The 23,365-nt window shown below is 63.6% G+C and carries 19 protein-coding genes and 1 pseudogene; 7 read left to right on the forward strand and 13 right to left on the reverse strand.

Features of this window, described 5'->3' with window-relative positions:
• Nucleotides 1-15: 15 nt before the first annotated feature.
• Complete coding sequence (locus tag LU682_RS12180; RefSeq protein ID WP_010954419.1) at nt 16-627, reverse strand: LysE family translocator; 612 nt, start codon at nt 625-627, stop codon at nt 16-18.
• A gap of 104 nt (nt 628-731) precedes the next feature.
• Between LU682_RS12180 and LU682_RS12185 the strand changes: the two genes are divergently transcribed.
• Nucleotides 732-1,709 carry a GlxA family transcriptional regulator gene (locus LU682_RS12185; protein ID WP_010954418.1) on the forward strand — a complete coding sequence of 326 codons (978 nt, stop codon included), beginning with the start codon at nt 732-734 and terminating at the stop codon, nt 1,707-1,709.
• 1 nt (nt 1,710) lies between these two features.
• Here LU682_RS12185 and LU682_RS12190 read toward each other — a convergent pair whose 3' ends face one another.
• The 8 genes and pseudogenes from LU682_RS12190 to LU682_RS29975 all read right to left on the reverse strand — a co-directional run.
• The gene (locus tag LU682_RS12190; RefSeq protein WP_010954417.1) at nt 1,711-2,562 is read right to left on the reverse strand and encodes a CAP domain-containing protein; all 852 of its coding nucleotides are present in this window, start codon (nt 2,560-2,562) and stop codon (nt 1,711-1,713) included.
• A 206-nt stretch (nt 2,563-2,768) separates the two neighbouring features.
• Nucleotides 2,769-3,380: a cell wall hydrolase gene (locus LU682_RS12195; protein ID WP_049587121.1), complete on the reverse strand. Its 612-nt coding sequence runs from the start codon at nt 3,378-3,380 to the stop codon at nt 2,769-2,771.
• 34 nt (nt 3,381-3,414) lie between these two features.
• Complete coding sequence (locus LU682_RS12200) at nt 3,415-4,332, reverse strand: AEC family transporter (RefSeq protein ID WP_049587120.1); 918 nt, start codon at nt 4,330-4,332, stop codon at nt 3,415-3,417.
• Nucleotides 4,333-4,467: 135 nt separating this feature from the next.
• The gene (locus LU682_RS12205; protein WP_003247790.1) at nt 4,468-5,331 is read right to left on the reverse strand and encodes a LysR family transcriptional regulator; all 864 of its coding nucleotides are present in this window, start codon (nt 5,329-5,331) and stop codon (nt 4,468-4,470) included.
• A gap of 93 nt (nt 5,332-5,424) precedes the next feature.
• Nucleotides 5,425-6,273: an ABC transporter permease gene (locus LU682_RS12210; protein ID WP_049587118.1), complete on the reverse strand. Its 849-nt coding sequence runs from the start codon at nt 6,271-6,273 to the stop codon at nt 5,425-5,427.
• The gene (locus tag LU682_RS12215) at nt 6,270-7,286 is read right to left on the reverse strand and encodes an ABC transporter substrate-binding protein (RefSeq protein WP_010954413.1); all 1,017 of its coding nucleotides are present in this window, start codon (nt 7,284-7,286) and stop codon (nt 6,270-6,272) included. Before LU682_RS12215 ends, LU682_RS12210 begins: the two co-directional genes overlap by 4 nt.
• A gap of 94 nt (nt 7,287-7,380) precedes the next feature.
• On the reverse strand, nt 7,381-8,136 hold the full coding sequence (locus LU682_RS29970; protein WP_241792063.1) for a methyl-accepting chemotaxis protein: 756 nt from the start codon (nt 8,134-8,136) through the stop codon (nt 7,381-7,383).
• Between the two features lie 150 nt (nt 8,137-8,286).
• Nucleotides 8,287-9,525: pseudogene (locus LU682_RS29975) on the reverse strand (methyl-accepting chemotaxis protein); the annotation flags it as partial.
• A 246-nt stretch (nt 9,526-9,771) separates the two neighbouring features.
• Here LU682_RS29975 and LU682_RS12225 point away from each other — a divergent pair.
• The gene (locus tag LU682_RS12225; protein WP_010954411.1) at nt 9,772-11,091 is read left to right on the forward strand and encodes a Na+/H+ antiporter family protein; all 1,320 of its coding nucleotides are present in this window, start codon (nt 9,772-9,774) and stop codon (nt 11,089-11,091) included.
• A gap of 13 nt (nt 11,092-11,104) precedes the next feature.
• On the opposite strand, the gene LU682_RS12230 is transcribed toward LU682_RS12225, so the two are convergent.
• The 3 genes from LU682_RS12230 to LU682_RS12240 form a co-directional block, all read right to left on the reverse strand.
• Nucleotides 11,105-12,112, reverse strand: a complete 1,008-nt coding sequence (locus tag LU682_RS12230; RefSeq protein ID WP_010954410.1) for a FecR family protein — start codon at nt 12,110-12,112, stop codon at nt 11,105-11,107.
• Between the two features lie 255 nt (nt 12,113-12,367).
• Nucleotides 12,368-14,137, reverse strand: a complete 1,770-nt coding sequence (locus LU682_RS12235) for an acyl-CoA dehydrogenase C-terminal domain-containing protein (RefSeq protein WP_010954409.1) — start codon at nt 14,135-14,137, stop codon at nt 12,368-12,370.
• Nucleotides 14,138-14,229: 92 nt separating this feature from the next.
• Nucleotides 14,230-15,852 carry an acyl-CoA synthetase gene (locus tag LU682_RS12240; RefSeq protein WP_010954408.1) on the reverse strand — a complete coding sequence of 541 codons (1,623 nt, stop codon included), beginning with the start codon at nt 15,850-15,852 and terminating at the stop codon, nt 14,230-14,232.
• A 193-nt stretch (nt 15,853-16,045) separates the two neighbouring features.
• Between LU682_RS12240 and LU682_RS12245 the strand changes: the two genes are divergently transcribed.
• The 5 genes from LU682_RS12245 (at nt 16,046) to LU682_RS12265 (ending at nt 21,502) form a co-directional block, all read left to right on the forward strand.
• Nucleotides 16,046-17,452 (forward strand): sensor histidine kinase, encoded by a 1,407-nt coding sequence (locus LU682_RS12245; protein ID WP_010954407.1) that lies wholly within the window; start codon nt 16,046-16,048, stop codon nt 17,450-17,452.
• A 9-nt stretch (nt 17,453-17,461) separates the two neighbouring features.
• Entirely contained in the window at nt 17,462-18,094 is a 633-nt protein-coding gene (locus LU682_RS12250; protein WP_010954406.1) for a response regulator transcription factor, read from the forward strand.
• Between the two features lie 178 nt (nt 18,095-18,272).
• Complete coding sequence (locus LU682_RS12255; RefSeq protein ID WP_010954405.1) at nt 18,273-18,746, forward strand: MarR family winged helix-turn-helix transcriptional regulator; 474 nt, start codon at nt 18,273-18,275, stop codon at nt 18,744-18,746.
• 30 nt (nt 18,747-18,776) lie between these two features.
• Nucleotides 18,777-19,970, forward strand: a complete 1,194-nt coding sequence (locus tag LU682_RS12260; RefSeq protein ID WP_010954404.1) for an HlyD family secretion protein — start codon at nt 18,777-18,779, stop codon at nt 19,968-19,970.
• Nucleotides 19,967-21,502 (forward strand): DHA2 family efflux MFS transporter permease subunit, encoded by a 1,536-nt coding sequence (locus tag LU682_RS12265; RefSeq protein ID WP_232885755.1) that lies wholly within the window; start codon nt 19,967-19,969, stop codon nt 21,500-21,502. Before LU682_RS12260 ends, LU682_RS12265 begins: the two co-directional genes overlap by 4 nt.
• A gap of 349 nt (nt 21,503-21,851) precedes the next feature.
• Here LU682_RS12265 and LU682_RS12270 read toward each other — a convergent pair whose 3' ends face one another.
• Nucleotides 21,852-23,153, reverse strand: coding sequence for an IS4-like element ISPpu8 family transposase (locus tag LU682_RS12270; protein ID WP_010952894.1), 1,302 nt, complete (start codon nt 23,151-23,153; stop codon nt 21,852-21,854).
• Between the last annotated feature and the right edge of the window lie 212 nt (nt 23,154-23,365).

Raw genomic sequence — 23,365 nt, forward strand, 5'->3', positions numbered from 1 at the left:
GTGTTCGCGGGCCCGCTATCGGCCAAGCGGCAGCGCCAAACCAATCAAGGCAAACAGGCTCCCGCAGCAGCGATTGAAACCTTTGCCACCCTTGGCCAGCCATGGCCGAATGCGAAACGCCAGGCGCGCCAGCAGGTATTCGACCAGAAACTCGACGCTGGCAAAGGTCGCGGCCATCACCGCAAATTGCAGCACCAGCCCTCGCTGTGGGTCGATGAACTGCGGCAGGAAGGCACCATAGAACAGCAGCACCTTGGGGTTCGCCATGGCCGAAAGCAGGCCCTGGCGAAACAGCCCGGCATTGCCCAGCCGCGCGCTGTGCGCGGTCAGTTCCAGCTGCAGGCCTGGACTGCGCCATAGTTGAATGCCCAGCCAGATCAAATAAGCCCCACCCACCCACTTCAGGACGCTCAGCACTGCCGCCGAGGTTTGGAGCAGTGCGCTGAGGCCGAACATGGTCAAGGCGATGAGGGCGCTGAAACCCAAGACCCCGCCCACGATGGTGAACAGCGTTCGCCGTGCGCCATAGAGCGCGCCATGGGTCAACGCCAACAGGCTGTTGGGCCCCGGGGTCAGCGACAGGCCGATGCTGGCCAGCAGGTAGATGAGCCAGGTGTCCAGTGCCATGTTGAAAACTGCCTTGGTCGAGAGAGGGCGACAGTCTATGGCGCAACGCTCACGCTGAAAGAGTATTATCTGGTCATAAAAGGGTCTTTTCTGGACGTGGTTTCATGCCGCTCGACATCCGCTTGCTGATCATGCCGTTACCGGATTTTGCCTTGCTGCCGTTTGGCGCCTTTCTCGACAAATTGCGCTTCAGCGCCGACGACGAGGACTACAGCCAACAACGCTATTGCAGCTGGATGGTGGCGGGGCTCAGCCTCGAGCCGGTACCGTCGAGCAGTGGCGCGGTGCTGCAGGTCGAGGCCATTGCCGATCAGCTCGACCTTGACCTATTCGACTACCTGGTGGTGTTCGGCGGTCGCAGTGCCATGGCCACCGCGGCGCTGGCGCCACGTTACCAGGCGTTACTCAGGCAGGCCGCCAAGGCGGGTGTCAAGCTGGTGGGGGTCGACAATGGCGCCTTCCTGCTGGCTGCCTGCGGCCTGCTGCAGGGGCACAAAGTGGTGGTGCACTGGCGTCACGAAGCCGAGTTTCGTGCTGCGTTTCCGCAGTTGCAGCTGTTGCGCGAGCAGTTGTACTGCATCGATGGCAACCGCATCACGTGCGCCGGTGGCACCGCCGCCATAGATCTGGCCGTTGCACTACTGTCACGCGCTTGCGGGCGAACCCGTGCGCTCAAAGGGCTGGCTGACATGCTGGTGGACGAGACCCGCGACAGCCGTCACGCCTTGCGCTCGCTGGAGCTGGGTGCTTGTCAGGGGCGCCAGGTGCAGCGGGCGCAAGCACTGATGCGCCATCACCTGGGCACGCCGTTGGCCGTGGAGCAGCTGGCCGCAGAACTGGGCATCAGCCGGCGTCAACTGGACCGGCAGTTCCAGGCCAGCCACGGTATGAGCACCAAGGCCTGGTGGCTGGAGATGCGCTTGCAGCAGGCGCGCTGGCGTTTGCTCAACTCCAGCCACAGCCTGGCGCAGATTGCCGATGAGGTGGGCCTGGGTGATGCCAGCTACCTTGGCAAGTGCGTGCGGCGTCGGTTTGGGTGTACGGCCCTGCAGTTGCGTGCAGGTCATTACCCGCTCACGTGATCTACTGCGGCGTCCCGAACAACCCTGTCCAGTAGATCCCTGCATCGCTCTTGGGGTCTATCGCATAGGCAGCGCCCAGTTCACGGAAGTCCGGATTCATCAGCGTGGCGCAGTGCCCTGGGCTGTCCAGCCAGCCGTTGACGACCTTTTGCGCGGTGTCACGCCCGGCGGTGATATTTTCGCCGATCTGCTGGTACAGGTACCCGGCCAGTTCCGCCCGGTCACCGGGTGTGCGGCCATCTTTGTCGATGTGGTCGAAGAAGTTCTGGTTGGCCATGGCCCGAGTGTGGTTGGCGGCGACCCCGGCCAGCACTGTGCTCCAGCTTAGTGGCGGGGCGGCGGCAAACGGCTGGCCGCCGCATTGCCGTGGCACCTTGCGCGCGGCGTTGACCTCCTGCAGCACCTTCTGTCCCTCGGCCTGCCAGTCGCCCAGGCGGCCGCTGAGCAGCGGCCGTGCCAGCACGATGCGCCAGTCGCGGCCCTCCTGGCTGACGCCGATATCGACGAATTGCGGGTCGAGCACCACCTGGCAGAAGCTTTCCTCGATGGCATGCATGGCGGCGCGTGCGTCGCGTGGCCCCGACAGGCTGATGGCCTGGACGCTGACCATGGGGTAGGCGGCGCGGGTCATGGCCTGTTGCAGGTCGCGGGTGCCCTCTGGCGACAGCGCAAGGCGTGTGTCGCTGTTGAGCGGCGGCAGTTCCAACGACGCCTCGCCACCGCAGGGCTGGGCCTTGCTGCGGTAGACATTGATCGAATCGATCAACTGCGCCTCTTCGCCGGTGGCTGCCAGCGCCCCGGTCGAAACGACCAGGCCCAGTGACAAGGCGACAACGGATGTCAGGACGCGCATGTGGATCTCCCTATGACTGGCAGCGTCGTGGTGTGCGCTGCTCATCCTACACAAGCCCGGGGCTTTTGGCCCGAGGTCGTGCAAGGCAATGAAAACACCGGCAATCGTTACTGGCGGCAAAAGAGGGAGTAGACCCCAGGCCAGTGGAAAAGTGCGGTCAGGTGCCAGTCATTCGCATCGGGCCAGCGTTGTCAGCTGTTTGCGTGTCAATGGGCCAACGTCTGGTTCGGCTTGTAGAAGAGGAAGTGGGTGGTCTGCGCGGTCTTGCGATAAGCCTTCGCCCAGTCGGGGCGCACCGTGCGGTCGTGAAAGTACAACGCACCGCCGGTGGGGTCTTTCAACTGCTGGTTGAGTGCCTTGCGTGCGATCTCTTTGGCAACGTCGTAGCGTTGCGGTTCCTCCACCTGGTCCGGGCGCCCGTCACACCACCATGAGAACTGACAGGCCTTGGTCTCCACCCCCTGTTTGACTACCGCGCAGATGGTATCGGGAAAGCCATCGTGGCCCAGGCGGTTGAGCACCACACTGGCCACCGCGGTCATGTCTTTGGCGTCGGCGCCCTTGGCTTCCCAGTAGATGGTACGTGCCAGACAGGTGATGCTGTCATCCAGCGGCGCCTGGCCAGCCGGGTCCACTGCCTGCGTTTCGCCTGGGGTCAGTTTCTCTGCCTTCCTGGGGGGCGGCGCATCTTCGACGACCTTTTCTTCAAGCACTGCGGCCTTGTCCTCGGCAACGGCGGCCTTGGCCGGGTCAGCGGCGTACAGGGGGCCTGCGAGCAGGGCCGAGGTCAAGCCGATCAGCATCAAGTGAAGGCGCATGGGCACATTACCAGGCAGTGGGCAGAATTTCAGTCTAGCCAAGCGTAAGCATTAATACCAAAGGCAGGGTGGCGGCCGCAGCCACGGTCTGCAGGGCGATGAGGGTAGCCATCAGTGGCGCATTGCCGCCCATTTGCCGGGCCATGACATAAGACGACGAAGCGGTTGGCAGCGCCTGGAACAACACCGCCACCACCGCTGCCTGGCCACTCAGGCCGAACAGCCGGCAAACGCCCCAGGTGGTCAGTGGCATGACCAGGAACTTGAACGCCGATGCTGCCATCAGCGGCCGTACCTGCTGGCCGAGGCTGGCGCCCCCCAGGGCAGCGCCGACACACAGCAGGCCCAGCGGCAGCGCGGCCTGGCCCAAGGCCTTGACCGTGGCGTCGATACCGGCCGGCAAGCCCAGCCCCGTGGCCCGTAGCACCAGCCCCCCTGCGCAGCCGACGATCAACGGGTTGGCGAAGATCGCCCGAAGCACCGTGGCGGGCGAACTGTGACGGGCGCTGAAGCGGGCAAACACCAGTACGCAGAGCAGGTTGACCAAGGGCACGATGGCAGCGTTGGCCACCGCCGCCAGGGCAATCCCGGCGCTGCCGTAGATGCCCGCAGCCAGGGTGGCACCGATGTAGTTGTTGAAGCGGATACCGCCCTGAAACACCGAAGTGAAGTCGGCACCCTCATGGTTCGCCGCGCCCTGATACAGCATCAGCAATACGGCACCGGCCAGGGTCGAGAGCATCAGTGCGCCGGCCATGCCCAGCACCGGTATGCCATCGAGGTTGGCAGTGGCCAGGCCATGGAGGAACAGCGACGGCAGCAGGACGTAGTAGCTCAGGCGCTCGGCGCCAGGCCAGAAGCTCTCGGCAAGAAAACCGCGAAGGCGCAGGAAGGTACCCAGCGCTATCAGCAGGATGATGGGGAGCAGGGTGGTCAGCAGCAAGTGCAGCATGGTCAGCATTCCGTGGTCGGGTACGTGCACAGACTACGGGGGCGGATCAATCTGTAAAAACGTTGTTTTCTTGAGTGACCGTTGAGGAAAAATGCATGTTGGTGGGTGCAGATCGCGCTTTGGAGTAGCCTGGTGTCAGGCTTCCAGGGCGGTCTTCAACACCGCACTCAAATGCCGCCGCTGGCTTTTTTCATGCTCCAGCAACACCACCCGCCGGGTCAGCTGCGGCTCGCCAAACGGCAGGCAGGTGGCGGGTGGCAAGCGTTGCAGGTCGTCATCCGCCATGGGGATGACTGCCACGCCCAGGCCCATCACCGCCATGCGCGCCAGGGCTTCCTGGCTGTCCAGTTCCATCAGTTCGCTCACCTGCACCTGCTGGCGGCGTAGTTCCTGCTCGATCTGCCGGCCGGCCCAGGCACGCTTGTCGAAGCGCAGGAATGGCTGGCTGGCCAGCAACTGCGGCACGCTATACCCGGCCAGCTCAGGGCTGGCAATGGCCCAGAAACGGTCCTCGAACAGCGGTGTGAAGTCCAGGTTCTGCGGGTAAGGGCTGACCGGTTCGGTGGTGATCGCTGCATCGAGCTCACCGTCTTCCACGCGCCGCGCCAGCTCCGCCGACATGCCCGAGGCCACGCTGATGTGTAGCTGCGGGTGATGGGCCTTGATCCACACCAGCGCCTTGGGCAAACGCCGCGCCAGCACCGTGTGGATCGCCCCCAGGCGCAAGCGGCCGCGCAGGCTTGGGCCGCTGGCCAGGGCATCGGCCAGTTCGTCATAGGCAGCCAGAAGGCTTTCGGCGCGGGCCACCGCCAACTGGCCAGCTTCGGTCAGTACCACCTGCCTGCGGCTACGGTCGAACAAGGTCACCTTCAGTTCGTCTTCGAGGGTTTTGATGTGCAGGCTGACCGCCGAGGGGGTGAGGCTGAGCAGGTCGGCGGCGCGGGCAAAGGTGCCGTGGCGGGCGATGGTCACCAAGGTGCGCAGGGCTTTCAGGGACATGCGGTTGAGGTCCGGTTCTCAGCTGACAGAGGCGTATTGTCAGGCCCGGCCCTCTCGCAGCACAAGGCTGCTTCCAGGCCTTGCCGATACGGCTCAGCGACTGCTACGCCCATAGGCCTGGCTGATCCGGTCGATCACCATGGCCAGGGCGACAATTGCCAGCCCGGCCTCCATCCCTTGGCCAACATTCAAGGTCTGGATTCCCGCCAGCACATCTTCACCCAATCCACGGGCGCCGATCATCGACGCCACGACCACCATCGACAAGGCCATCATGACCGACTGGTTGAGCCCGGCCATGATGCTTGGTAGCGCCAGGGGCAGGGCGATGCGCCGCAACCGCTGCCAGCGGCTTGCGCCAAGGCCGTGTGCGGCCTGCAGCAACGAGGGGTCGATCTGGCTCAGGCCCAGTTCGGTCAACCGCACCAGCGGCGGCAGGGCGTAGATCAGCGTGGCGAACACGGCAGGCACCTTGCCCAGGCCAAACAGCATCAGCACCGGGATCAGGTAAACGAACGCAGGCAGCGTCTGCATCACATCGAGGACCGGCAACAGCAGCCGTCTGGCCAGTGGCCGGGCGGCCAGCAGGATGCCCAGTGGTACACCCACCAGTACGCACAAACCGGTACTGACCAGCACCAGGGCCAGGGTCTGCAGCAACTTGTCCCAGAGCCCGAGCATACCGATCAGGGCCAGCAGCGCGACCAGCACGGCACTGCGCAGCAGGCTGCGGCTGGCGTGCCAGGCCAGCAGACCCACCAGCAACAACAACAGCCACCAAGGCAACAGGCGCAACAGGTTCTCCAGGCCGACCAGCAGTTGCAGCAACTGGTCAGACAAACTGCGCAGGTGGTCGCCGTAGTTCAATACCAACCAGTCGACCAGGCGGTTGATGCTGTCGGCAAAGGAAAACTGCAGGGTCTGCGGGAAACCGCTGCTCACAGGCTGGCCTCGACCTTGGCGGCGATGTCCGCCGGCAGCCAGGCTTTCCACACCTCGCGATTATCGCGCAGGAAGGTCAGGGCGGCTTCGCGCGGGGGCGTGCGTTTTTCGCTCATGACGGCCAGGGCCTTGTTCAGGCGATCGATGGGCAGGTCTACCTGTTCGAACACGCTGACCAGGTCTGGGTAGTTTTCGCGAAAGGCTTTGGACACGCCAATCGACAACTTTGCCGGCAGCGAGCGGCTGCCTTTCGGGTTGGGGTTGGCGGGGTCGGTGAGGGTGGCCCAGGCCTGGGCATCGAACGGGGGTTCTTCCAGCCGGATGAGCTTGTAGCGCCCCATCAGCGGGGTCGGGTTCCAGTAGTAGAACAGCACAGGTTTGCCGCGCCGGATTGCCGAACCGATCTCGGCGTCCATCGCGGCGCCGGAGCCACTGCGGAAGTTGTTGTAAAGGCCATCCAGGCCATAGGCCTTGAGCTTTTGGCTGTTGACGGTTTCAGACGTCCAGCCGCTTGGGCTGTTGAGAAAACGCCCTTTACCGGGCGATTCGGGGTCAGAAAATACCTGCGGGTAACGCTTGAGGTCCTCGACACTGTGCAGCTCAGGCGCCACGGGCTTCAGGTTGCGTGCGGCATCGCCCTCGATCACATAGGCCGGTACCCACCAACCTTCCTCTGCATTTTTGACCGTATCGCCCAGTGCGAATACCTGGCCGGCCTGTTCGGCCTTGACCCAGGCAGGGCTGCGCCCGGCCCATTCCTCGGCGATCACTTGCAGGTCATTGCGCGCCAGGGCCACCTCCATGCTGACCGTGCTGCCAGGCAGGGTGTCGGTGCGGTAGCCGTAGCCGCGCTCCACGATCAGGCGCAGGATCTCGGTGGTGAGGGCGCCGCTTTCCCAGCCGATGGCACCAAAATGGATAGGCGCAGGTTGCTCTGCCGATGCGGCGCTGTCGGTGCTGGCCAAACCCACCGTCAACAGCAGCCCGGCCAGCAGCGTTGAAATGCTCTTCATGTAAACCTCGTCGTTCGCCACACCTTGGCAGTGGGGCAAGTGTAGACGACGAGGTTTTGTCAGTTTCAGGGCCACTGGCGTGGCCCCGTTCGCTTCAGACGCGGAACTGGTCCATCAGCGCTTGCTGCTGGTTGGCCAGGCTGTTCAGCGACTGGCTGACCCGCGCCGACTCGTTGGCCTGGCCAGACAGGGATTCAGTGACATCACGAATGGTCGCCACGTTGCTGTTGATTTCCTCGGCTACCGCGCTTTGCTCCTCGGCGGCAGAGGCGATCTGCAGGTTCATGTCGGTGATCACCGTCACCGCCTGGCCAATGCGCTGCAATGCCGTGACGGCTTGGCCGACCTGCTCCACGCCACCTTGGGCCTGGCGGTGGCTGTGGTCCATGGCGCCGACCACTTCGCGGGTGCCGTTCTGCAGGGCTTCGATGACCTGACGGGTTTCTTCCACCGACTCCTGAGTGCGCTGGGCCAGGTTGCGCACCTCATCGGCGACCACGGCAAAGCCACGGCCGGCCTCTCCGGCGCGGGCAGCTTCGATGGCAGCGTTGAGCGCCAGCAGGTTGGTCTGTTCGGCGATCGAGCGGATCACTTCCAGTACCGAGCCGATCTTCTCGCTGTTCTGCGCCAGGCCTTCTATTTCGGCCATGGTGTCGCTCATGTTGGCGGCCAGGGCTCCGATGCTGCTGGTGGTGCGGTCGATTACCGCCAAGCCCTCGCGGGTGGCCTGGTCGGCATCGCGCGCCGCCTGCGCAGCCTGGGCGGCGCTGCGGGCAACGTCCTGGGCGGTGGCGCTCATTTCATGGGAGGCGGTGGCTACCTGGTCGACCTGGCGGTACTGCTGCTCCATGCCGGCGCTGGTTTCGGTGGCAATCGCCGAGGACTGGTCGGCCGTGCCTCGGGCGGCCTGCACCGAGCGTTTGACCTCGGCGATGGTTGGCTGCAACTTGTCGAGGAAGCGGTTGAACCAGCCGGCCAGTTCGCCCAGTTCGTCCTGTTTCTGGTAGGTCAGGCGACGGGTCAGGTCGCCTTCGCCGCTGGCAATGTCCTTGAGCATGGCGGCCACGCCGAGGATCGGCCGGGTAATGCCGCGGGCCATCAGCCATACCAGCAGCAGGCCGACAATGGCGGCGGCCAGGCCCAGGCTCAGTTCCAGCAAGGTGCCGCTGGTATTGAGCGCGTCAAGTTCCTGCTTCAGGGTTTCGGCCGGCCCGGTCAGGGCGTTTTCCGGCACATCCAGCAGCACGCCCCAGGGCTGGGCGTCCGGGATTGGCCGGAATGCCGCCAGCACCTTCAAGCGCTGCCGGTCGTGGAGGGTGGTCAGCTTGCCATCGGCCAGCTTGCGCACCAGCTCGGCGCCTTTGGTCGGGTCTACCTGGTCGAAGCGCTGGGCCAGCTTGCTGGCATCGGCGCTGTAGCCAGCCAACAGACCGACCGGGGTGAGAATGCCGACCGTGGTGCGGCCTTCGTAGAGGCTGCGGCTGGCCTCCTGGCTCAGTGCCTGCAGGCTATTGAGGTTGATGTCGATGGACAGGGTGGCAATGATCTTGCCGTTGACCGCCAGCGGGAACACGATGCTGGTCATCAGCACCTGCTGGCCATCGATGTCGTAGAAGTACGGCTCTACCACGCACACCTTGCCGGAGGTGCGTGGGCATACCCACCAGGTGTTGGCCGGCTGGCCGCTGGGGCCGATCTCGGTGTTGGCCATGTCATGTTCGGGCAGGGCCATCGAGGTCAACTGGCCGGCGCGTGGCTGCGACCAGTACAGGGCAAAGCGCCCGGTTTCGTTGCTGCCCAATTCTGCCTTGCCGGCAAACAGGCTGTCCTTGTTGTCCAGGGCATTGGGCTCGAACACCAGTGACAGGCCGAGCAGGTCGGGGTTGGCTTGCAGTGCGGCGCGTACCTGGCGGGTCATGTCCTCGCGCAGGTCGAAGGCATCGAGAAAGCGCTTTTCGGCCTGCTCGCGCAGGAACAGCACTTGGCGGGCGAAGCCGGCGCCGTACTGGTAGGCATCCATGAACTGGCGGCGAATGTTCAACGCTTGCACTTCACCTTGTGACTCGATACGCGACTGCGCCGCCTCGGTCAGCATCTGCATGCTGCTGGCCTTGACCAGGTCCGAACTGTGATCCATGCGGTACAGCGACAGGCCGACGAGCAAGGTGACGATAGCGGCCAGACAGAGACCGGCGAGCAGGGTGATCTTCCACTGGATGGAAAGTTGTCGCAAAGGCATGGGGGCGGATCCCTTTTTGGCAATAAGGGTTATGGCTGTATCTGCGGTGGGGCCGAGAGGTGCCAAAGCGCTCCGGCCAGGCACCTCGCTGCCTCCCACAATATCGGCCCCTGCCGTTTTTTCTTTATTCAAACATTCAATTTAAATTTGTCCGCCGTTAACGCGCCGCATCAAGGCGCTTTTGACATCTGCCGCCCACTGCTTCAGAGTTCGCGCTTTTTTCTGTCGTAATGAGGTAAGCCAACCATGAATGCAGTGATCGCCGCGGTCGGCATCATGCTGATACTCAGCCTGTCCCGCGTGCACGTGGTCATCGCCCTGATCATCGGCGCCCTGGCCGGTGGGCTGGTGGGCGGCCTGGGCATCGAAGGCACGCTCAAGGCCTTCAACGGTGGCCTCGGTGGTGGTGCCACGGTGGCTTTGTCCTATGCACTGCTGGGTGCCTTTGCCGTGGCAATCGCCAAGTCTGGCCTGGCCCATGCACTGGCCGACCGCGCCCTGGGCATGATCGACCGGCGGGGCGACGCCAAGGGCGGCAAGGTCAAATGGCTGATGATCGGCCTGATGCTGGCGGTGGCCGTGTCGTCCCAGAACATCCTGCCCATCCACATTGCGTTCATCCCGCTGCTGGTACCCCCTCTTTTGTACGTGCTGACGCGCCTGCGTATCGACCGCCGGCTGATCGCCTGTGTGATCACCTTTGGCCTGATCACCCCGTACATGTTCCTGCCGGTGGGCTTCGGCAACATCTTCCTCAACGAGATCCTGCTGGCCAATGTTGCCCGCGCGGGTGTCGATGTGAGCGGCGTCAACGTCACCCATGCCATGGCCATCCCGGCTGCCGGCATGCTCGTCGGCCTGCTGGTGGCGGTGTTCATCAGCTACCGCAAGAAACGTGACTATGACCTGGCGCGCATCCAGCAGGTGGAGCAGGTGAGCGTGCAGTACAACCCGTTGACCTTGCTGGTGGCTGGGCTGGCCATCGCTGCAGCCTTCATCGTCCAGCTGTTGCTGGACTCGATGATCATCGGTGCCATGGTCGGTTTCCTGATCTTCTCGCTGTCGGGCATCGTCAAGTGGAAAGAGACCGACGATCTGTTCACCGAAGGCATGAAGATGATGGCCATGATCGGCTTCATCATGATTACCGCGTCCGGCTTTGCCGAGGTGATGAAGGCCACCGGTGAGGTGAAGAGCCTGGTGGAAACCTCGGCGCAGTGGATCGACCACAGCAAGGGCGTCGGTGCCTTGCTGATGCTGCTGGTAGGCCTTTTGGTGACCATGGGGATCGGCTCGTCGTTCTCCACCGTGCCGATCCTGGCCGCGATCTTCGTGCCACTGTGCGTGCAACTGGGCTTCGACCCGTTGGCTACGGTGTGCATCATCGGTACTGCCGGTGCGTTGGGCGATGCAGGTTCGCCGGCCTCGGACTCGACCCTGGGCCCGACCTCGGGCCTGAACGTGGATGGCCAGCACCACCACATCTGGGACACCGTGGTGCCCACCTTCATCCATTACAACCTGCCGTTGATGGCGTTCGGCTGGTTGGCAGCGATGACCTTGTAAGGCGGGGAGGGCGTCAGCCCTTGCCGGGCGGCGGCGAGATGCGATTGAGCACGGTGCTGCCGTCCTTGCTGCGGGTCAGGTAGACCGGCAGGACTTTGGGCAGGTTGTTGACCAGGCGCCCCACTTCCCGGGTGTTGTAGATGCCGCTGATGCGAATGCGGCCGGTGCTGGCATCGGCCAGTAGCAGCGGGGCGTCGAGGTAGCGGTTGATCACCGGCAGCGCCTGTTCCAGGCTCAGGTTGTCGAGCACCAGCTTGCCGCTGCGCCATGCCAGGCTGTTGCCATAGTCGTCGCTTTGCTCCAGCTGCGGCTCGAAGTCGCCCTTGTGGTAGCTGGCCTGCATGCCAGGGCCAAGGCGGTAGCCACCGGCACTGCCCTCACTGGACACCAGCACTGAACCTTCCACCAGGGTGACCTTCACCTGGTCCTGGTACTTCCACACGTTGAACTGGGTGCCGGTGACCCGGGTCTGGCCACTGCCGGCACGCACGATGAACGGGTGGCTGCTGTCGTGTCGCACCTTGAAGAACGCCTCGCCGCGCTTGAGCGTGACCTGGCGTTGGTCCTTGTAGTTGAGGAAGGTGAGTTCGGTGTGGAGGTTGAGCTGTACCGTGCTGCCGTCGCTGAGCTCCACGGTCTGCATGCGGTCACCGGCTTCGAAGTGCTGATAGTGGTTGGGCAACCAGCCCTGTTCCCACCCCATCCAGCCGGCCAGCGGCAGCACCGCCAGGGCGATGGCCGCAGCAGACGCCAGCGGCCGCCAGTTGCGAGGGCGGGCGGCGTGTCTGGCGGGTGGGTTGAAGTCGATGACGGTGGCGCTGCGCGGGAGCAGGTCGGCGGTTTGCCAGATTTCCAGCATCGCCTGATATTCTTCGGCATGCCGCGGGTCGGCCGCCAACCAGTCAGCGAATGCTTCACGCTCGGCCTGCGTGCAATCTTCGGCGTGAAGGCGCATGCACCAATGCGCTGCGGCGTCGGTGATGGCATCGTCTGGGTTGGGATTGAGGCGGTCGTGGTTCATTGCGGCTCCGGGTTTTGCGCATTCTACCCTTGCGGGAGGGCTCCCGAGAACCAATGTAATGGCGAATGACTATCAGTTGTGCCGGTTTTTCGTCGGATTAGCCACGGTTTTTCAGTGTTTGAGAACCCTTCGCGGGCAAAAAACGATGCCTGCAATCGCTTCCGGGGCAGTCTGGTGCTGCGAAGAGGTCAGTGTTTGCAGGCCTCTTCGCAGCACACGGCTGCCCTTGCAACAAGCGCGTCGGCAACCCACCGGTCAGAACTGTGTGGCCTCTAGCCCATAAAGGCTGCCACTACCGGCCCGAATGCTCGCCTCCAGCCCCAACCCCCGCGGCAAGACCCGCTGGAAATAGAACGCCGCACAGGCAAGCTTCGCGCCATGAAACGCGTCGTCCTCATCACGTTTGGCTAGCGCCACCGCCGCCATCCGCGCCCACATGTACGCATAGGCCGTCAGCCCGAACAGCTGCAGGTACTCAACCGCTACCGCGCTCACCAGGTTGGCATCCTCGCCAGCCTGCGCCCGCAACCAGCTGCTGGTGGCCTCCAGCCGCGCCAGGCTCGCCTGCAGGGCCTCGCGGTGCAAGGGCGCATCTACACTGAAGGCGCGCACTTCGCTGGCAAAGCTGGCCAACGCCTGGCCACCGTCAGCCAACACCTTGCGCCCCAGCAGATCAAGGGCCTGGATGCCGTTGGTGCCCTCATAGATCTGTGCAATGCGCACGTCCCGCACCCGTTGCTCCTGGCCCCATTCGCGGATGTAGCCATGACCGCCATACACCTGCTGGCCAAGCACGCAGCTTTCCAGGCCGTTATCAGTGAAGAATGCCTTGGCCACCGGTGTCAGCAGTGCCACCAGGCGCTGGGCATGCTCGCGCTCGCCAGCGTCTTCGGCATAGCGTGCCACGTCCAGTTGCTGGCCAACGTAGACGGCGAACGCCCGACCTGCTTCGGTGAGGGTGCGCATGGTCAGCAGCATGCGCCGAACATCACCATGGTGGATGATCGGGTCGGCCGCCTTGTCGTGTGCCTGCGGGCCAGTCGCTGCGCGGCTCTGCAGGCGCTCGTTGGCATATCGGGCGGCGCTCTGGTAGGAGGCTTCGGCACAACCGATGCCCTGTATGCCGATGGAAAGGCGCTCGTAGTTCATCATGGTGAACATCGCTGTTAGGCCCTTGTTCGGCTCGCCCACCAGGTAACCGATGGCACCGTCAAAGTTCATGACACAGGTCGCCGAGGCCTTGATGCCCATCTTGTGTTCGATCGAGCCACAATGGACAGCGTTACGCGCGCCCAGACGGCCGTCGGCCTCGACCAGGAATTTGGGCACCAGGAACAGCGATATGCCTTTGGCACCGGCGGGCGCATCCGGCATTTTGGCCAGCACCAGGTGGACGATGTTCTCGGTCAGGTCCTGCTCGCCGCCGGTAATGAAGATCTTGCTGCCACTGATGCGCACGCTGCCATCGGCCTGAGGCTCGGCGCGGGTGCGGATCAGCCCCAGGTCAGTGCCGGCATGGGGTTCGGTCAGGCACATGGTGCCGGCCCAGCGGCCTTCGTACAGCGGTGGCAGGTAAGTGGCCTTGAGCGCTTCGCTGGCGTGGGCATCGATCGCCAGGCAGCTGCCTGCGCTCAATGCCGAATACAGGCTGAAGCTGCAGTCAGCCGCGTAGAGCATCTCTTCGAACAGCACGCCGAGCATCTTTGGCATGCCCATGCCGCCGTACTCCGGGTTGCCGCCCAAGCCGACCCAGCCGCCTTCGCGGTAGGTGTTCCAGGCCTCGCGAAAGCCCTCGGGGGTGGTGACTTGGCCTGCGTCGAAGCACACACCTTGCTCGTCACCGTTGCGGCTGAGCGGGGCGATCAGCTGGCCGGTGACTTTGGATGCTTCCTCGAGAATGGCGTCGGCAGTATCGGCATCGATGCGTTCGGCCAGGGCGGGCAGTCGGGCCCACAGGCCCGAAGCGTTGAACACGTCATGCAGGACGAAGCGCATGTCGCGCAGGGGGGCGGAATAAGTGGTCATCGGCAGCTCTTGCAATAGTAAGGGAGGGTTGGGCGTGCGCTGAATCTTCAGGCGCAGCCGTGTGCTGCGCCTGAAGGGGAGCGGCTATGGCATCAGAGGGCTTTGGCCCGGTCGCGCAGCACGTACTTCTGGATCTTGCCGGTCGAGGTCTTGGGCAGCTCGCCGAACACCACGGTCTTCGGCACCTTGAACCCGGCCAGGTGCTCGCGGCACCAACTGGTGATGTCGGCTTCACGGGTGTCCTCCCGGCCTGGCTTTAAGGCAACGAAGGCGCACGGGGTTTCGCCCCATTTTTCATCCGGGCGTGCCACCACGGCGGCTTCCAGTACTGCCGAGTGCTTGTACAGGGCGTCTTCGACCTCGATGGTGGAGATGTTCTCGCCACCGGAAATGATGATGTCCTTGAGCCGGTCCTTGATCTCGATATAGCCGTCGGCATGCCACACGGCCAGGTCGCCGGTGTGGAACCAGCCGCCACGGAAGGCTTCGGCGGTGGCTTCAGGGTTCTTCAGGTAGCCCTTCATCACCGTGTTGCCGCGCATGAAGATTTCGCCCAGGGTATCGCCGTCGCGGGGTACTGGCTGAAGGGTTTGCGGGTCGGCGACCATCAGGCCGTCGAGGGTCGGGTAGCGCACGCCTTGGCGAGACTTGATCCGCGCACGCTCTTCCAGCGAAAGCGCATCCCATTCGTCATGCCAGGCACACACGGTCACCGGGCCGTAGACCTCGGTCAGGCCATAGGTGTGGGTGACCTTGATGCCCATTTGCTCCACGGCGCCGATAACCTTGGCCGGTGGTGCGGCGCCGGCGACCATGGCCTGCACCGGGTGCTCGATGGCTGCCTTGGCCGCCTCGGGCATGTTGACCAGCGCGTTGAGCACGATCGGCGCACCGCACAGGTGGCTGACTTTGTGCTCGCGGATCAGGGTCAGGATCTTCTGCGGGTCGACCCGGCGCAGGAACACATGGGTGCCGGCCAGGGCGGTGATGGTCCAGGGGTAGCACCAGCCGTTGCAGTGGAACATTGGCAACGTCCACAGGTACACCGGGCGGTGGCCCATGGCCCAGGTCATCTGGTTGCCCAGTGCGTTCAGGTAGGCACCGCGGTGGTGGTAGACAACGCCCTTGGGGTTGCCGGTGGTGCCGGAGGTGTAGTTCAGCGAAATGGCTTGCCACTCGTCATCGGGCCATTCCCAGGCAAATTCCGGGTCGCCCTCGTTGAGCAGGGCCTCATAGTCCAGCTGGCTGACCGCGCGGCCTTCGCCGTACTCCGGGTCATCCACATCAACCACCAGCGGCGGGTGTTCAAGCAGTGCCAGAGCGCCTTCGATGACCGCATGGAACTCGCGGTCGGTGATCAGCACCTTGGCCTCGCCATGCTGCAGCATGAAGGCGATGGCCTCGGCATCCAGGCGCACGTTCAGGGTATTGAGCACGGCACCGGTCATGGGTACGCCGAAGTGCGCCTCGAGCATGGTCGGGGTGTTGGGCAGCATCACTGCCACGGTGTCGCCACGGCCGATGCCACGGCCGGCCAGGGCGCTGGCCAGGCGCCGACAGCGTTGGTAGGTTTCTTGCCAGTTGCGGCGGATGGCGCCGTGGATGACGGCCGGGTAGTTGCCGTAAACGGCAGCGGTGCGTTCGATGAAGCTCAGCGGGGTGAGGGCGACATGGTTGACGGCAGCGGGCATCAGGCCCTGGGCATAGATCGACATGCGGTAATCCTGTAAGGGAGGCAGACGCAGCCTGTGCACCTGGCCCCCGATGGCTGATTGTTAGCTCTGTTCAGGGTGCAGGGGGCGGACGGTGGGCCGCCCCCTCTGTCGCAGTTTTACGCGAGTCGCTATGGTATTAGGAATATCGACTATAGCAATATAGTAAAACTACTATAAAAACAGGCCGCCTACTGTGGATGACACTGCTTACCCCTTGCTTGCCAAAGACCCACAACCCAGCCTGTTGCTGACCAGTGATGCAAACCCGCTGGCACTCAACCCGGCATTGCAGGCCTGGGTCGCCGAAGGGCCCGAGCTGGCTCGCTGGCTGCCGGCCAATTGCGCCGCCCTGGTGCGTGCCTGTCTGCGTCAGCATCGGGCGATCAGCGATGTCGAAGTGCAGGTCGGCGAACGCATCGTGTTGTGGACGTTCATGCCGGACAACCAGGGCCAACAGGTGCTGGGGCGCTGCCGCGATGCCAGTGAAGAGCGCCATGGCGCACGCGAAGCCAACCGCGCCCGACGCCTGTATCGGCTGATCATCGAAAACACCACCGACCTGATTTCCCGGCACAGCCCCGATGGCCGCTTTCTCGATGCCTCACCGGCAGCCTACCGCCTGCTCGGCCTGTGGCCCGAGCAGCTGCGTGGCATGCCTGTACATACCCTGCTGCATCCGCGCGAGCGGCGTCAGGTACTGCGCCAGGCCGCTGCCGCGCTGGACCAGGACGGCTACCACACGATGACCTGCCGGGTACGCCAGGCGACAGGAGGCTACCGTTGGTTCGAAATCGCCAGCCGGGCGATCCGTGAGACCTACACCGGTGCGGTGGTGGAGGTGGTCAGCGTGTCCCGCGACATCACCTTGCGCATCGAAGCGCAGGAAAGCCTGGCGCACAGTGCCCGCCTCGCTACCCTGGGCGAGCTGGCCTCGGGCATCGCCCACGAGATCAATCAGCCACTGGCCGCGGTGGTCAACTATGCCAACGCCAGTCAGCGTTACCTGCAGGGCCTGGAACGTGATCCCCAGGCGCGCGAGCGGGTAGGCCAGGGCCTGCAGCGTATCAGCGAGCAGGCCACCCATGCCGCCGAAGTGATCCGCCGTCTGCGTGCCTTCCTGCGCAAGGGGCCGCGCCGCCTGCAGGCACTGGACGTGGCCGAGCTGGCCGGCGAAGCCATGCGCCTGTGCGCCTGGGAAGCCGCGCGGGACCAGGTGCAGGTGGAGCTTCGCATGAGCGCTCAACTGCCCTTGGTGTATGCCGACCGGGTGCTGCTGGAGCAGGTGCTGCTCAACCTGCTGCGCAATGCCATCGATGCCAATCGCGAGCAGCAGGGGGAGCGGCCGTCACGTATCCTGCTCTGCGCGGCGCGCGATGGCGATGGGGTCCTGGTCGAGGTAGCTGACCAGGGCCCGGGCGTGGCACCCGAGCGGCTGGATGAAATCTTCACGCCGTTTACCACCAGCAAGGCCGACGGCCTGGGCTTGGGCTTGAGCATGAGCCGCAGCCTGATCGAAGGCTTCGGTGGCAGCCTGTGGGCGCGGGCGGGTGACAACGGCGGTCTGGTACTGTGCTGCCGGCTGGCAGTCAGCAGGGAATAAGGGGAGGCAGTGTTGCAAGCAAAAGTGTATGTGGTCGATGACGACCAGGGTATGCGCGACTCTACGGTCTGGCTGCTGCAGTCGGTGGGCCTGCAAGCCTTGCCGTTCGCCAGCGGGCAGGCGTTTCTCGACGCCTGCGTCGATGATGGGCCCGCGTGTGTGCTGTTGGATGTGCGCATGCCGGGGCTGGGCGGGCTGGCTGTGCAGCAGGCGATGCGCGAGCGTGGCCTGATGGTGCCGGTGATCTTCGTCAGCGGTCATGCCGATGTGCCGATCGTGGTGCGGGCGTTCAAGGCCGGCGCCTGCGACTTCATCGAAAAACCCTACAACGACCAGTTGCTGCTCGACAGCGTTCAGGCTGCGCTGGAGCACGCCGGGCTGGCGCGACAGGGCGATCAGGCGCTGGCCTTGGTGCAGGCGCGCATCGACGGCCTGACGCCGCGTGAGCGAGACGTCTTCGTACCGCTGGCCCAAGGGTTGAACAACCGCGAGATTGCCGAGCAGTTGGGCATCAGCGTCAAGACCGTGGACCTTTACCGAGGCCGGGTGATGAAGCGGTTGCAGGCGGGCAGCCTCGCAGAGCTGGTGGGAATGGCCATTGCTTGCGGGGCGGTGGAGGCGCTGGGCCTGCGAGCACGTTAACCGCCCTTACGCAGGCCCTGGCAGGGGCGGCCTTGTGTGTCGCGATGGGCCGCAGGGCGCGCCTGCGGGGGCGGTGGGACCGGCAGAAAACACGAATATTTCATAGCTGCCTAATGAAGGCTTTGACATTAACTGCCTAAGCAGTAATATTTCTACACACTTAACTGAGCAGTCAACGATGGCCCATTTCTCCCCCGAAAACTTTCAGACCTGCGCCATCGGCATGTTGCTTGGCCGCGCAGCGATCCTCAAAGACCGCATTCTTGACTGGCACCTGGAGTCAGAGGGCGTCACCGCCGCGCAGTTCAAAGTGCTGATCATCGTCACCCAGTACCAGGTGGATACCCCGGCCGAACTGTGCCGTTACCTGGGCCTGGACAGCGGTTCGATGACCCGCATGCTCGACCGCCTCGAGCAGAAGGAGCTGATCGTGCGCAACCGCTGCGCCGACGACCGTAGGCAGGTGCGCCTGGCACTCACCGCCGACGGCCAGCGCCTGGCCAACCGCCTGCCGGAAATCGGCGCCGCCGCCATGAACGAGTTGTGCGGCGTGCTGGCACCTGAAGAGCTCAAGACCCTGGAAGGCCTGCTGGCCAAGGTGCTGCTCAGTGCTGGCGACCCGTTGACGATCCGCCGCTTCGGCGACCGTTGAACCCTGTAACGAATTATCCAAGGTATTGTCATGGCCACTCCCACAGACACCCCGACTCCCTCCGTCGCGCCTGAGCCGTCGCGCAAGCGCAAGGCTTGGCTGCTTGGCCTGCTGTTGCTGCTGATCCTTGCCGGGGTCGGCACCTGGGCCTGGTACAGCATTGTCGGGCGTTGGCACGAAAGCACCGACGATGCCTACGTCAACGGCAACGTGGTGGAAATCACCCCGCTGGTCGCTGGCACCGTTACCAGCATCGGGGCCGATGACGGCGACCTGGTCCATGCCGGCCAGGTATTGCTGCAATTCGACCCGGCCGACAGCGAAGTGGCCTTGCAGTCCGCCGAAGCCAAGCTGGCACGCAGCGTGCGGCAGGTGCGCGGGCTTTACAGCAACGTCGACTCGCTGAAGGCTCAACTGGAAACGCGCCAAGCCGAACTGCGCAAGGCGCAACAGGACTTCAACCGGCGCAAGGTGCTGGCTGACAGCGGTGCGATTGCCGCAGAAGAACTGTCCCACGCCCGTGACGACCTGAGCGTTGCCCAGGCTGCCGTCAACAGCGCGCGGCAACAGCTCAGCACCAGCAGCGCGCTGGTCGACGACACCGTGGTGTCCTCGCACCCCGATGTCATGGCTGCAGCTGCCGACCTGCGCCAGGCCTACCTCGACCACGCCCGCACCACGTTGGTCGCGCCGGTCACCGGCTACGTCGCCAAGCGTACCGTCCAGTTGGGCCAGCGCCTGCAGCCGGGCACCGCGACCATGGCGGTCATCCCGCTGGATCAGGTGTGGATCGATGCCAACTTCAAGGAAACCCAGCTGCGAGAGATGCGCATCGGCCAGCCGGTGGAAATCACCGCTGATGTGTACGGCAGTGAGGTCAAGTACAGCGGCACGGTCGACAGCCTTGGTGCGGGCACCGGCAGCGCCTTTGCCTTGCTGCCGGCGCAGAACGCCACCGGCAACTGGATCAAGATTGTCCAGCGAGTACCCGTGCGCATCCACCTCAGCCCCGACCAGCTCAAGGACCACCCGCTACGTATCGGCCTGTCCACCGTGGTTGAAGTCGACCTGCATGACCAGAGCGGCCCGACCCTGGCCCAGCAGCCACCGCAGAAGGCCAGCTACACCACCCAGGTGTATGACCACCAGCTGATGGAAGCCGACAACCTGATCGCCCGGCTGATTCACGAGAACAGCGCAACCGGCAAGACGGCGCAACGATGAGCAACAACGCCGCTGCCCAGTTCACGCCGCCGAGTCTGCTGCTGACCACCATCGGCCTGTCGCTCGCGACGTTCATGCAGGTGCTGGACACCACCATCGCCAACGTAGCCCTGCCGACCATTTCCGGCAACCTGGGGGTGAGCTACGAGCAAGGCACTTGGGTCATCACCTCGTTCGCGGTCAGCAACGCTATCGCCTTGCCGCTGACCGGCTGGCTGAGCCGGCGCTTTGGTGAAGTGAAGCTGTTCATCTGGGCCACGCTGCTGTTCGTGCTGGCGTCGTTCCTGTGCGGTATTGCCCAGTCGATGCCCGAGCTGGTGGGCTTTCGTGTCTTGCAGGGCGTGGTCGCCGGACCGCTTTATCCGATGACCCAGACCCTGCTGATTGCTGTCTACCCCCCGGCAAAACGGGGGATGGCACTGGCGCTGCTGGCGATGGTCACGGTGGTGGCGCCGATTGCCGGGCCGATTCTTGGGGGCTGGATTACCGATAGCTACAGCTGGCCATGGATCTTCTTCATCAATGTGCCCATCGGGCTGTTCGCTGCTGCCGTGGTGCGCCAGCAGATGCGCACGCGCCCGGTGGTCACCAGCCGCCAGCCGATGGATTACATTGGCCTGCTGACCCTGATTATCGGCGTCGGTGCCTTGCAGGTAGTGCTGGACAAGGGCAACGATCTGGACTGGTTCGAATCGTCGTTCATCATTGTCGGCAGCCTGATTTCGGTGGTGTTCCTGGCGGTGTTCGTGATCTGGGAGCTGACCGACCGGCACCCGGTGGTCAACTTGCGCCTGTTTGTGCACCGCAACTTCCGCATTGGCACCATTGTGCTGGTCGGGGGCTATGCCGGGTTCTTCGGTATCAACCTGATCCTGCCGCAGTGGTTGCAGACGCAGATGGGCTATACCGCGACCTGGGCAGGCCTGGCGGTGGCGCCGATCGGTTTGCTGCCGGTGATCATGTCGCCGTTCGTGGGCAAATATGCGCACCGGTTCGACTTGCGGGTGCTGGCTGGGTTGGCGTTCCTGGCGATCGGCACCAGTTGCTACATGCGTGCCGGTTTCACCAGCGAGGTGGACTTCCAGCACGTGGCCTTGGTGCAGTTGTTCATGGGGATTGGCGTGGCGTTGTTCTTCATGCCGACCTTGAGCATTCTGCTGTCCGATCTGCCGCCGCACCAGATTGCCGACGGTTCGGGGCTGGCGACTTTTCTGCGAACCTTGGGCGGGAGTTTTGCGGCTTCGTTGACCACTTGGATCTGGATTCGTCGGGCGGATAAGCACCATGCCTACCTGAGCGAGCACATCAGCCAGTTCGACCCGACGACGCGGCATACCCTTGAGCAGTTGGGCGGGGCCAGCCCGCAGAGTTATGCGCAGCTGGAGCAGATACTCAACGGGCAGGCTTACATGATGTCGACGGTGGATTACTTCACCTTGATGAGCTGGGTGTTTGCCGGGTTGATTCTGCTGGTGTGGTTCGCCAAGCCGCCCTTTACCGCTAAGGCGGGCCCGGCATCGGCGGGGCATTGAGCTAAAATCAAGGCAAGATCCCGATGCTCTCGCTCTCGCTCTCGCTCTCGCTCTCGCTCTCGCTCTCGCTTCGGCTTTTGATTTTGCTTCTAAGCGCGCGATAGCCCAGGCGCCGCGGATTGCGACTTCAGGAGGCCGAGCGCAGGGCTTGCGAAGGGAGGTGACGGGCATGGATGCCCGTCAAGCGCTGGGCCCCAGGATGGGGCCTGCAGCGCGGTCCTCCCGGGAGCAAGCCCGGAGCGAGGGAACCCCGGAGCGTAGCGCAGGGGCCGGATGATAGGAGCCAGCGTTTTTTGGTTACTTTTTGTCGCGTTTGACAAAAAGTGACCCGCCGTAAGGGCCATCCCTTTCAAGGTCTTTTGGTTTTGGCGGCTTTGATGACCCGATCCGTCGAAACATGAGCATGTACAGCCGTCCCTTGCACCCAGGCCTTCGCTTTGAGCACCTTGGGGCCTCGTGGGCTTTTCGCAACCTGTCTGGGCTGGATGTTTCTGGCCAGCTCCAGCAGGCGCTGAGCCAGGTTTTCCATCGGAACAACGGGCATGTACTCGGATGGCAGGGCAATCTGCATGCCTTCGTAACCCCCTCTGATCTGCACCGCCAAGTGATAGATCGAGGCTTCCCAATTCTCGGGCAAGGCATCGCGGTGAGCCTGTTCAACACTTCGCTTGAGCAAGGCCAGAACGTTGTATGCCAGCACGGCAGTGGTGAATCCAAGCAAGGCGGCTCGCGGACTGCCGAGGGTTTCAATTTCACTTTCCAGAATTGCTTCCAACCGCTGGAACATCCCTTCAATGCTCCAGCGGCGCCGATAGAAGTCTGCGATCTGTTGCGCACTGATGCTCTCGGGCAGGTTGCTCCAGAACATCAAGCTGTTATCACCTGAGTCGTTTGGTGAATGAAGCGTTAACTCGACACGTCGCCAGCGGTGCCCGCCTTTTACTTCGATGGATTGCTCGCGCACAGTGCCTGTGGCGACGGGCATCGGTGCTTGCCACTCACCTTCCTGGATCAAGCGTGGATGCTTGGCCTGCTGGCGAATGACAAATGATGTCTTCACCTGTTCGCACGCCTCCATTACAGGCAGCGTGCAGTAGAGACGGTCAGCGATCCAAACCTGATTGGTCTTTGCTTCAGCCAGCAACGGCAAAACACAAACTCGTTCGCTTGCGTAGGCGTCCTCGCACGGCTGGAGGTCAATTACCTGATCCAGGTCGGGGTCGTAAACCACCACCGAAAACCCGGGGCGAGCCGCTCCGCGCTCTTGGCGCAACGCGCCAAGACGCTTTTCGGTAGAGGCCAAGTGGCTGCCATCGACCACCCGAACTTGCCAATCAGGAAGCATGGCTGAGCAGCCCAACTCATGGATTGTCGGCGCCAAGCGCTGCGCGCAGCCTGTCACCAGAGCACGCAACAGGGCAGGTTCGGTTCGACTGATCTTGTCGTACAGAGCTGCCAGGCTGACGGGAAGGTCGTCCAGTTGTCTTGCCGCAGCATGCAGCGATGGCTTCAAGCCCAATGAAACAAGCGACATCAACTTGATAATGGTCGAGAACAGCAGCTCGCGAGAATACTGCCGTTGGCGGTGCTCCTCGAAAACCTGATCGACCCACTCCGGCGCAATGGCCTGCTCCAAGGCAAGTTTGGCCATTACGCTGGCGGGTGCTTTTTTCTCGAATCGCGCTAGTACATCAGCCCACATCGCTCGGGTCTTCCTGACTGGATTTCAGCGAATTCTACCGAAGACCTTGAAAGGGATGGCCGTAAGGGCGGAAGGGTGACTATGCGCCACCTGCGTGAATGAATACCTACTCGATGTGAATGCCCACATCCAAGAAGCAAGAAGCAAGAAGCAAGAAGCAA

The sequence above is a fragment of the Pseudomonas alloputida genome, assembly GCF_021283545.2.
GTDB classification, from domain to species: domain Bacteria; phylum Pseudomonadota; class Gammaproteobacteria; order Pseudomonadales; family Pseudomonadaceae; genus Aquipseudomonas; species Aquipseudomonas alloputida.